The following is a 12110-nucleotide window of genomic DNA, read 5'->3' as shown; positions in this document are numbered from 1 at the left end:
GTGTATCAAACAATATCCCCCCCGTATTTTCATCCGTCTTTTAGTCTTTTTCTCTCTTTTTACTATTAGATGCATGTTTTATTTGTTCCCTAATTTGCTTGGTGTGTAGTGTAAACCAATTGATTTCATCTTCAGCAACCTGTTTTTCTCCGTATCTACATGCATTGTAAATCTCGATATATTTACTACTGTCTTGCTTTGAAATCCCTAATCGGTGAAACCATTCAGATAATGTTTCATTCCAGTTCCTGTCCATCTTCTTCTTAACAGCATACTTTTCTAAATTCCAAACTTGCTTTCGCACTACAATAGAGGGTTCACTATTGAATTTCCATTTCATCTTCGAAAACGGACTGTTTACTTTATCATATATGTAATCAATATCAAGTCCACTTGCTATAGAAGGAATAAGCTTCCCTCTGTATATAATGAAAGCCAAAATAGCTACTAAAATAAACACAATAGCAATAAAAATTAGTGTCGTCGGAAGTGAAATATGTTCAACCATATCTGCCTGGTTATGGATATCACGCAAGAGTTCACTAATCCCCATCTGAACTTCTTCAGTCTCTGGCTTTGCCCCTTGTAAACTCATGGCAAAGTTATATAAGGGCTCCACAACCCAAGAGAATAGGTAGGCCGTACCTATTACTAATAACATCGCTCCTTCCCGGATAAAGGGAAAAACGATGGGGCCAGTAAAAGCAACTACAAAAGGTAATACTACTGCTGCTACTACCATTCCCAGAACCGGAAATTTTTGTGAGTGATCTAACTTGGATTCAACCCATGTAAAGGTAAACCTCTCGAAACTCACAATCCATATATACACAACAAATACAATAGGTACCCAATAGTAGTATTCATAGCCAAAGGAGGCTGCATGAGTATATAAGGCAAATGTTAAAAGCGTTGCATACATTAACTTTTTCCCATTTACCGATTCTAATCCATTATCACTATAAGTAAAACCTCTCATAGTGATGAAAATCATCGTCGCAAGAATCAAAAAGGTCGAATGCTTAAATAGCATACCGAAAATAACAGTAACTGCAATTACTAGAACAACCAATAGCTTTTTGTTAAGTTTCTGGTCATTTGCTAAAAAATAGCCAAAAATCAACCCGCACACCAGTAAAGTTGTAAAAAGAGAACCAATTGGAGGCAGTTGATCACTAGCAAAGTAAAAAGGGAACAAAATAAGCATTGCTCCTATTCCATCAGATACTAACTTTACGATATACGGTGTTGCTTTACCCATGAGCTTGCCCCCTTTTGTCTTTCATAAATGTATAAGGAACTAAGCTTTGACCATCTTCCGATAATCCAAACATGTTATATTTTCTAAAGGACACTTTATAAAGAAGGTTATTAATTTTCTCGTTACTAAATCCTATGTTAACCCAATTAGGAGTTGCCATATTCTGTTTAGCAATAAAATATATGAGCTTCTCGTAAGGTATAGTCATGGATTGATAGTCTATAAGTGATAAACACTCGAAAACTTTGAGCAAATGATCTCTACCATTTCCAATAGGGATGTATAGGAATGGCGTTCTACCGAATGTCCTTACATTAACAGCTATTCCAAATGAGATATCACGATCGTTAAAGCTCTTAGCCAAATAGGCCATCTTTTCAATATACTCTTCAAGATCTGAAACAAGATGATACCCATCCAGTATATTTAGAGAAATAAAAACACTGTGCTCAGATGCCTTTTCAAATATCTTCGTTTGAAGCTCCTGTCTTCTAGCAGTAGCCTTCCAGTCAATATGTTTAAAGCTATCACTTGAAATATAATCTCTCGTTCCAACAGTACTCAAAATATTCTCATGAAGGGAATAGTTTTGAGGTGTTTGCCCTTCTTTAGTGGTTGGAAAAGTGACCGGATTTGCAATTTTCCTTTTTGTAGGAAAGACTAGAGCCTCTTGTTTAAATGGGTAATTAAACGATAGGGAAACCTCTCCAATTCCAAATGGATGCTTTGCAACCACTTCCACTTTCCTCACCTTTGCTAAACCTCTGGTTCTAGCCTCGAAGGGAATTTCTATATTAGTTGAACGCCTATATCCTAAAGCAAACGGTAATGTTACCTCAACTAAGCCTCTGCTGCTATCACGAGGAGCATTTTCTTTGGTCATTTCATCATCTACTATTAGAGGGTCTAACGTACTATCGATAAAGATTTTTATATATCCCGAAAGTATAGGTAAACCATTGTTCTCAAATTGGAAGTTGAATGATCCTTTATCTTCTTTATAGAGATAGATTCTTTCCTTGGGATTTTTTAAAAGAAGCCTTTCACCAACATACTCTAGGTAAAGACTTTGAATCTTAAAAAACAAAAAAACCAATATCGAGAAATAGACACCTAAAACAGAGTTAAACATAATACTTAAGATCATAAATAAAAGTAATATTTTACTGGCAAGATCAATATTGCGGTCTCTAATATAAAATCGATACCACATATCCTTAAACCCCGGCTTCAACCGGAACTACAATATTCTTTAATATTTCCTCTATCACTTGTTTAGAGGAATAGGTCATGTATGCCTCAGATGATAATAGGATTCTATGAGTCAAAACTGGATAAACTGATTTCTTAACATCTTCTGGTTTTACGTAGTCTCTTCCATCTAAGAATGCAAATCCTTGAGCAGCTCTAAATAATGCTAAAGTACCCCGTGGGCTCACTCCTAATTCAATAGATGGGTTATTTCTCGTCTCAGCCACAATTTCTAATATATAATTTTCTATTGTTTCTGAGATTTTAACTTTCTTAAGCTGCTCGCGAATCTCAACTAATTCGTTTGGATTAAATACAGCACTGACTTGGTTAATAGGTTCATCCCTTAGATGTTTCTTAATGATATCCTTTTCAGCTTCAATGTTAGGATATCCAATTTCAATTTTCATGAAGAATCTATCTAATTGGGCTGTTGGCAAACTAAATGTACCCTGTTGTGATTCAACTGGATTCTGTGTTGCAATTACCATAAATGGTGATGGTAGTCGATGAGTCTCTCCATCAATAGTTACTTGTCTTTCTTCCATCACTTCTAGTAAGCTGGACTGTGTCTTAGGAGTAGCACGGTTAATTTCATCCGCAAGCAGGATGTTTGTCATGACCGGCCCATAATGAAGCTGGAAATCTTGCGTCTTAGGGTTATAGAAACGAATACCTACAATGTCACTTGGTAGAACATCCGGAGTGAATTGTATTCTTTTGAAATCACTATCTATTGATTTCGCAAATGTTTTGGCCAACATGGTTTTTCCTGTCCCCGGAACACTTTCGAGTAGAACATGCCCTTGGTTTAATAGAGAGATTAGCATTAGATCTGTTACCTCTTCTTGGCCAATTATTACTTTCTCAATGTTCCTCTTAATTTCTAATAAAGCTGTCATATAAAATAACCCCCTATTTTAAACTTTTTATTTTATTTAACGATAGATATAGGTAAAAAGTTTCAAAATAAATCTGAATATTGTCATCATACATGAACTAGGCAACAGATTCCATTACAAATTTCAAATATGGCAGAAAGAAAAAACATAAAAAAAGCCATCGCTTAGAGCGATGGCTTTTTAGAAAAAATTATTATTTTTGGATAGTAGCTACGACACCAGCACCTACAGTACGTCCACCCTCACGGATAGAGAACTTAGTACCTTCTTCGATAGCGATAGGAGCGATAAGCTCAACAGTCATCTCAACGTTATCACCAGGCATTACCATTTCTACTCCTTCAGGAAGGTGAATGATTCCTGTTACGTCAGTTGTACGGAAGTAGAACTGTGGGCGATAGTTAGAGAAGAATGGAGTATGACGTCCACCTTCTTCTTTAGATAAAACGTAAACTTCAGCTTTGAAGTTAGTGTGTGGAGTGATAGTACCAGGCTTAGCTAGTACTTGACCACGTTGTACATCGTCACGAGAAACCCCACGAAGAAGTGCACCAATGTTGTCTCCAGCTTCTGCATAGTCAAGAAGCTTACGGAACATTTCAACACCAGTTACAGTTGTTTTCTTAGGCTCTTCTTCAAGACCGATGATTTCGATTTCGTCACCAACTTTTACTTGTCCACGCTCAACACGACCTGTAGCAACAGTACCACGACCAGTGATAGAGAATACATCCTCTACTGGCATCATGAATGGCTTTTCAGTGTCACGTTCTGGAGTTGGAACGTACTCATCAACAGCGTCCATAAGTTCGAAGATTTTTTCTTCCCACTCAGCATCTCCTTCAAGAGCTTTAAGAGCAGAACCTTTAATTACAGGAATGTCATCACCTGGGAAGTCATACTCAGAAAGAAGGTCACGAACTTCCATTTCTACTAATTCAAGTAGTTCTTCGTCGTCTACCATGTCACATTTGTTCATGAATACAACTAGGTAAGGAACACCTACTTGACGAGAAAGAAGAATGTGCTCACGAGTTTGTGGCATTGGACCATCAGCAGCAGATACTACTAGGATACCACCGTCCATTTGTGCAGCACCAGTGATCATGTTCTTAACGTAGTCAGCATGTCCTGGGCAGTCAACGTGTGCATAGTGACGATTTGCAGTTTCATACTCAACGTGTGCAGTAGAGATTGTGATTCCACGCTCTCTTTCTTCTGGTGCACCATCGATTTGGTCGTACGCACGCGCTTCACCAGTTCCGAACTTTTTGAAAAGAACGTTAGTGATAGCAGCAGTTAAAGTAGTTTTACCATGGTCAACGTGTCCGATTGTACCAATGTTAACGTGTGGCTTAGAGCGATCAAATTTAGCTTTACCCATTAGGATTTCCTCCTTAGATTTTAAAGTAAGTATTTTTGGAATATATAGTATGGTCTATGAAAATGGGGCCCCATTTTCATAGCAACCATAGCTTATATAAGTAGTTATACTTCAACATAAAGGTGAAATCAATTATTCACCTTTATGTTTTTTAATAATTTCTTCAGAAATAGACTTTGGTACTTCTTCGTAGTGATCGAAGTGCATAGAGAATGTACCACGACCTTGTGTATTAGAACGTAAAGAAGTTGCATATCCGAACATTTCAGATAGTGGAACCATAGCACGAACAACTTGTGCGTTACCACGAGCTTCCATACCTTCTACACGTCCACGACGAGAAGTAACATCACCCATAATATCTCCCATGTATTCCTCAGGAATAACTACTTCAACCTTCATAACAGGCTCAAGAATTACTGGGTTACATTTTGAAGCAGCGTTCTTAAGTGCCATAGAAGCAGCAATTTTAAACGCCATTTCACTGGAGTCTACATCATGGTAAGATCCATCAAATAATTTAGCTTTAACGTCAACTAGTGGGAATCCTGCAAGAACCCCTCTTTCTAGAGCATCTTCAAGACCAGCTTGAACTGCAGGGATGTATTCACGAGGAACAACCCCACCGACGATAGCATTTTCAAATTCAAATCCTTTACCTTCTTCGTTTGGAGCGAATTCAATCCAAACGTGACCGAATTGACCACGACCACCAGATTGACGAGCAAATTTACCCTCAACTTGTGCAGTATTACGGAATGTTTCACGGTAAGCTACCTGTGGTGCACCCACGTTAGCTTCTACCTTGAATTCACGACGCATACGGTCAACAAGGATATCTAAGTGTAGCTCTCCCATTCCAGCGATGATAACTTGTCCAGTTTCCTGGTCAGTATGAGCGCGGAATGTTGGATCTTCTTCTTGAAGCTTTTGAAGAGCTGTAGTCATTTTATCTTGGTCAGCTTTAGATTTTGGTTCAATTGAAAGTGAGATAACTGGCTCTGGGAATTCCATTGATTCTAAGATAACTAGGTTCTTTTCCTCACATAGAGTATCACCAGTAGTAGTATCTTTCAATCCAACTGCTGCAGCAATATCCCCTGCGTATACAGTTGAAATCTCTTCACGAGAGTTTGCGTGCATTTGAAGGATACGACCAACACGCTCACGCTTACCTTTTGTTGAGTTTTGTACATATGAACCTGAGCTCAATGTACCAGAATACACACGGAAGAATGTAAGCTTACCAACATAAGGATCAGTCATAACTTTAAATGCTAAAGCTGAGAACGGTTCATTGTCATCTGCATGACGCTCAACTGCTTCATCTGAATCTGGTAGAGTACCTTTAATAGAAGGAACATCCAGTGGAGATGGAAGGTAGTCGATAACTGCATCAAGCATTTTTTGAACACCTTTGTTTTTAAATGCAGAACCACAGATTACTGGATAGAATTCAACGTTTACAGTACCTTTACGAATAGCTGCTTTAAGCTCTTCTTTGGAGATTTCTTCTCCACCTAGGTACTTTTCCATTAATTCTTCATCAAGTTCAGCTACCGCTTCAATTAGCTTTTCACGGTACTCTTCAGCTTGATCCATGTATTCAGCAGGAATTTCACGAGTTTCGATATCTGTACCTAAGTCGTTACCATAGAATGTAGCATTCATTTCAACTAGGTCAATGATACCTTCGAATTGATCTTCAGCACCAATAGGTAATTGGATTGCTGCAGCGTTAGCTTGTAAACGGTCATGAAGTGTGCTTAGTGAGTACAAGAAGTCTGCACCAATTTTATCCATTTTGTTTACAAACACAACACGTGGTACTCCATAAGTAGTCGCTTGACGCCAAACTGTTTCAGTTTGAGGTTCAACACCTGATTGAGCATCAAGAACAGCAACTGCACCATCTAATACACGTAGAGAACGTTCAACTTCAACTGTGAAGTCTACGTGTCCTGGTGTATCGATAATGTTTACGCGGTGACCTTTCCATTGTGCAGTTGTTGCTGCAGATGTAATTGTGATACCACGTTCTTGTTCTTGCTCCATCCAGTCCATCTGAGATGCACCTTCATGAGTTTCACCAATCTTGTGAATACGACCAGTGTAATAAAGAACACGCTCAGTAGTTGTTGTTTTACCAGCATCGATATGAGCCATGATCCCAATATTACGCGTATTTTCTAAGGAGAACTCTCTGGCCATTTAGTCTTTCTCCTTCCTATTATGTTTAATAGTTTAATGTTTAGTTTGATTTTACCAACGATAGTGAGCAAATGCTTTGTTAGCTTCAGCCATCTTATGAGTGTCTTCACGCTTCTTAACTGCTGCACCAGTGTTGTTAGCAGCATCAAGAATTTCATTAGCTAGACGCTCTTCCATAGTTTTTTCTCCGCGAAGACGTGCATAGTTTACTAACCAACGTAAACCAAGTGTTGTACGACGGTCTGGACGAACTTCTACAGGTACTTGATAGTTTGAACCACCGACACGACGTGCACGTACTTCAAGAACAGGCATGATGTTCTTAAGAGCTTGGTCGAAAACCTCCATAGGCTCTTTACCTGTACGTTCTTGGATTAGTTCAAAAGCTGAATAAAGAATCTTTTGTGATTTACCTCTTTTACCGTCAAGCATCATTTTGTTGATTAGACGAGTAACGAGCTTTGAATTATAAATTGGATCTGGTAATACATCTCTCTTAGCTACAGGTCCTTTACGTGGCATGATGTATCCTCCTTTCGATGAAGTGATTATAATTAAGTCTATTATTTTTTAACTTTTGGTCTCTTAGTACCGTATTTAGAACGACCTTGCATACGATCGTTAACACCAGCAGTATCAAGAGCACCACGAACGATGTGATAACGTACCCCTGGTAAGTCTTTTACACGTCCTCCACGAATCAATACTACACTGTGTTCTTGAAGGTTGTGCCCAATACCAGGAATATATGCTGTTACCTCGATTCCGTTTGTTAAACGAACACGCGCATATTTACGTAACGCTGAGTTCGGTTTTTTCGGTGTCATTGTACCAACACGCGTACATACTCCACGCTTTTGTGGTGATGAAAGGTTAGTTTGTGACTTTTTAAAGCTGTTATAACCTTTGTTAAGCGCTGGAGATTTAGATTTTTCTTCTTTCGTTTTACGCGGCTTGCGTACTAGTTGGTTAATAGTAGGCATGTAATTATCCTCCCTTCCTAATTCGTAATCTAAGTCCAAAATCTAATCCCACACATCCAGGTGGTTCATTTTTTGGACAAAAGAAAAGATTGCAACATGTTATTGCAACATTCACTTCTCTCTAATAATCCCAACAGCACTAGCCAATACATCAATCCCACAAGCTTTTCCAAGCTCATTTTTTGATTGAACGTATTCAATCGGGACATCGTGTTGTTTTGCAGAATCTATGACAGGATTAACGATTAGTTGATCCGCGTCAATAGCTACAAATACTTCTACGACATTACCTTTTTGAATGGCTTTCACTGTTTGCTTTGTTCCTACGACAATTTGTTTTGCCTTTGATACTTTTTCATAAGACACTTAAAGTTTCCTCCAAAGCATCAATTTCGTAAGAAGCACCTTTGCTATAATACCATCTTGAAAATATAGTGTCAACAATAGAAATAAAAATTTCATAAGTGGCCTGGCTGAATTAACAGTCAGGCCACTTACTATTATTGTACACTTACTGGATCATCAGCTGGTTGTTCCTCTACAATTTCAGGAGCCGATTTGCGATAGCGTTGCATACCTGTTCCTGCTGGAACCAACTTACCAATAATTACATTCTCTTTCAGACCTAGTAACTCGTCACGTTTTCCTTTTATCGCAGCATCTGTTAGGACACGAGTCGTCTCCTGGAAGGATGCGGCTGATAAGAAGGAGTCCGTTTCAAGAGATGCTTTCGTAATTCCAAGTAGAACTGGGCGTCCAGTAGCTGGATATTTCCCTTCAAGCAATGCTTTTTGGTTAGCATCTGTGAATTGATGGATATCCAGTAATGAACCTGGTAATACATCTGTATCCCCCGCATCAATTACTCGTACTTTACGTAGCATTTGTCTTACCATTACTTCTACGTGTTTGTCGCCAATTTCTACCCCTTGCATACGGTATACTTTTTGAACTTCAAGCAGCAAGTACTCTTGAACTGCAGAGACATCTTTCACTTTAAGAAGTTCCTTCGGATCGATTGAACCTTCTGTCAGTACTGTACCAGCCTCTACGCGATCATTTACAGCTACTTTCAAGCGGGCAGTATATGGAGTTAAATATGTTCTGGTTTCAACATTACCTTGGACAACAATTTCTTGTTGGCGGTCTCTTGCTTCATTGATCGCTGTAACGACGCCATCAATTTCAGAGATTACAGCTTGACCTTTTGGATTACGAGCTTCAAATAATTCTTGAATACGAGGTAAACCTTGTGTGATATCGTCTCCTGCTACCCCACCAGTGTGGAACGTACGCATTGTAAGCTGTGTTCCTGGTTCACCAATAGATTGTGCAGCGATAATACCAACTGCTTCCCCAACTTCAACTTGTTCTCCTGTTGCAAGGTTTTGACCATAACATTTCTTACATACACCATGTCGAGTGTTACATGTAAATGCGGAGCGAATCCATACTGATTCAATCCCAGCTTCTACAATTTCTCTAGCAAGGTCTTCTGTAATAATTTCATTTTCCTGAACCATAATTTCTTTTGTTTCAGGATGTTTAATGGATTTACGAGCATAACGACCAACAAGGCGTTCTTCTAGTGGTTCGACTACTTCTGTACCATCTTTTAATGATGATACCTGTAAGCCACGGTCAGTTCCACAATCATCTTCACGTACAATAACATCTTGAGCCACATCTACCAGACGACGAGTTAAGTAACCTGAGTCAGCCGTCTTAAGGGCTGTATCAGCAAGACCTTTACGAGCACCATGTGTAGAGATAAAGTACTCTAATACGGTTAAGCCTTCACGGAAACTTGACTTGATCGGTAACTCAATAATCCTACCAGCTGGGTTGGCCATAAGACCACGCATACCTGCAAGCTGTGTAAAGTTTGAAGCATTACCACGGGCACCAGAGTCACTCATCATAAAGATTGGATTCAATCTGTGAAGAGTTTTCATCAGTTTACCTTGAATATCGTCTTTTGCAGCACTCCAGATGGAGATAACACGGTCATATCTCTCATCTTCTGTGATTAAGCCACGCTTAAACTGCTTCATAACGTTATCAACTTTTGTTTGAGCTTCTGTTAAGATTTCTTCTTTTTCACCAAGAACTACGATATCAGCGATACCTATTGTAATACCTGCTTTAGTAGAATACTTAAATCCTAAATCTTTCATGCGATCAAGCATCTTAGATGTTTCAGTGATTTTGAATCGCTTAAACACTTCAGCAATGATATTACCTAAGAAACCTTTTTTAAATGGAGCAATTAGTTCTTGCTGTTGGATAACCTCTTTTACGTTTGAAGTTGCCGGTACAAAGTATTTCTCAGGCGTCTTCTCAACAAGATTAACCTTAGATGGTTCATTCATATAAGGGAAAGAGTCCGGTAAAATTTCATTAAAGATAATTTTACCAACTGTCGTAATTAACAACATCTTGTTTTGCTCTTCCGTGAATGATTGGTTATTTAAGGAACCGGCATGTACGGCTACACGTGTATGTAGGTGTACATAACCATTTTGATAAGCTACTAAGGCTTCATTCGGATCCTTAAACACCATACCTTCACCAATCGCATCTTCACGCTCTAAAGTTAGGTAGTAGTTACCCAAAACCATATCTTGAGACGGAGTTACTACTGGCTTACCATCTTTAGGGTTCAGGATGTTTTGTGCAGCAAGCATTAAAATTCTAGCCTCTGCTTGAGCTTCCGCAGATAAAGGAACGTGAACAGCCATTTGGTCACCATCAAAGTCGGCATTGTATGCCGTACATACTAGAGGGTGTAGACGAATAGCTCTACCTTCCACTAGTGTTGGCTCAAAGGCTTGAATTCCTAATCTGTGAAGAGTTGGTGCACGGTTTAATAGAACTGGATGTTCTCTAATAACTTCTTCTAAGACATCCCATACTTCAGGATGAATACGCTCAATTTTTCTTTTAGCCGATTTAATGTTATGAGCAAGCCCTTTTTCAACAAGCTCTTTCATAACAAATGGCTTAAATAGTTCAAGCGCCATTTCCTTAGGAAGACCACATTGGTACATCTTTAAGTTTGGACCAACGACAATTACAGAACGACCAGAATAGTCAACACGCTTACCAAGTAAGTTTTGACGGAAACGCCCCTGCTTACCTTTAAGCATATGAGATAGTGACTTTAGTGGTCGGTTTCCTGGTCCAGTTACAGGACGGCCACGACGACCGTTATCAATCAATGCGTCAACCGCCTCTTGAAGCATACGTTTTTCGTTTTGAACGATGATGCTTGGAGCACCTAAGTCAAGAAGACGTTTTAAACGGTTGTTTCTGTTAATAACACGACGATATAAATCGTTTAAGTCAGAAGTTGCGAAACGACCACCATCTAATTGAACCATCGGACGAAGTTCTGGCGGAATCACCGGAAGAACATCCAAAATCATCCAAGATGGGTCATTTCCAGAGTTTCTAAATGCTTCAAGAACTTCTAGTCTCTTGATAGCACGAGTTCTTCTTTGTCCTTGAGCAACTTTCAACTCTTCTTTAAGAGTTTCAACTTCTTTATCTAGATCAATATCTTGAAGTAATTTCTTGATAGATTCAGCACCCATTGAAGCCTGGAACTTGTTCCCGTACTTCTCACGGTATGCACGAAATTCTTTTTCAGACAATAATTGTTTCTTCTCAAGCGCAGTATCCCCTGCATCTGTTACAACATAAGATGCGAAATAGATGACTTCTTCTAAAGCACGCGGTGACATATCTAGCACTAGACCCATACGGCTCGGGATACCTTTGAAATACCAAATATGGGAAACAGGAGCCGCAAGCTCAATATGACCCATGCGCTCACGACGTACCTTTGCCCGTGTTACTTCAACGCCACAGCGGTCACAAACGACCCCTTTGTAGCGTACTCTTTTATATTTTCCACAATGACATTCCCAGTCTTTTTGTGGGCCAAAGATTCTTTCACAGAAAAGACCATCCTTTTCTGGTTTTAACGTACGATAGTTAATCGTTTCAGGTTTTTTTACTTCTCCAAATGACCATGAACGGATTTTATCTGGTGAAGCAAGACCTATTTTCATATACTCAAAATTATTGACATCCAACAAGGGGTCTACCTCCCT

At 39.1% G+C, this 12110-nt stretch carries 9 protein-coding genes; all 9 read right to left on the bottom strand.

Annotated features, from left to right (window positions below; translation table 11 throughout):
- Positions 1-40: 40 nt before the first annotated feature.
- Positions 41-1261, bottom strand: coding sequence for a hypothetical protein (locus ABDZ91_RS06290; protein WP_343797311.1), 1221 nt, complete (start codon positions 1259-1261; stop codon positions 41-43).
- Positions 1254-2474 (bottom strand): DUF58 domain-containing protein, encoded by a 1221-nt coding sequence (locus ABDZ91_RS06285; protein WP_343797309.1) that lies wholly within the window; start codon positions 2472-2474, stop codon positions 1254-1256. The genes ABDZ91_RS06290 and ABDZ91_RS06285 overlap by 8 nt, the downstream gene beginning before the upstream one ends.
- Positions 2475-2478: 4 nt before the next feature.
- A complete protein-coding gene (locus tag ABDZ91_RS06280; RefSeq protein WP_343797307.1) occupies positions 2479-3414 on the bottom strand; it encodes an AAA family ATPase in 936 nt (311 codons plus the stop codon).
- 193 nt (positions 3415-3607) lie between these two features.
- Positions 3608-4798 carry an elongation factor Tu gene (gene tuf / locus ABDZ91_RS06275; RefSeq protein WP_343797305.1) on the bottom strand — a complete coding sequence of 397 codons (1191 nt, stop codon included), beginning with the start codon at positions 4796-4798 and terminating at the stop codon, positions 3608-3610.
- A 132-nt stretch (positions 4799-4930) separates the two neighbouring features.
- A complete protein-coding gene (gene fusA / locus ABDZ91_RS06270) occupies positions 4931-7009 on the bottom strand; it encodes an elongation factor G (protein ID WP_343797303.1) in 2079 nt (692 codons plus the stop codon).
- Positions 7010-7060: 51 nt separating this feature from the next.
- Positions 7061-7531 carry a 30S ribosomal protein S7 gene (gene rpsG, locus ABDZ91_RS06265; RefSeq protein WP_343797301.1) on the bottom strand — a complete coding sequence of 157 codons (471 nt, stop codon included), beginning with the start codon at positions 7529-7531 and terminating at the stop codon, positions 7061-7063.
- A gap of 41 nt (positions 7532-7572) precedes the next feature.
- On the bottom strand, positions 7573-7992 hold the full coding sequence (gene rpsL / locus ABDZ91_RS06260; protein WP_343797298.1) for a 30S ribosomal protein S12: 420 nt from the start codon (positions 7990-7992) through the stop codon (positions 7573-7575).
- A 111-nt stretch (positions 7993-8103) separates the two neighbouring features.
- The gene (locus tag ABDZ91_RS06255; protein WP_343797291.1) at positions 8104-8358 is read right to left on the bottom strand and encodes a ribosomal L7Ae/L30e/S12e/Gadd45 family protein; all 255 of its coding nucleotides are present in this window, start codon (positions 8356-8358) and stop codon (positions 8104-8106) included.
- Between the two features lie 134 nt (positions 8359-8492).
- Positions 8493-12095, bottom strand: a complete 3603-nt coding sequence (gene rpoC / locus ABDZ91_RS06250) for a DNA-directed RNA polymerase subunit beta' (RefSeq protein ID WP_343797289.1) — start codon at positions 12093-12095, stop codon at positions 8493-8495.
- Positions 12096-12110 lie beyond the last annotated feature (15 nt).

It is taken from the genome of Bacillus carboniphilus (genome assembly GCF_039522365.1).
GTDB lineage: Bacteria > Bacillota > Bacilli > Bacillales > JC228 > Bacillus_BF > Bacillus_BF carboniphilus.
Note: the sequence above shows the minus strand (reverse complement) of the source record. Positions and strands in the feature narration are given on the sequence as shown.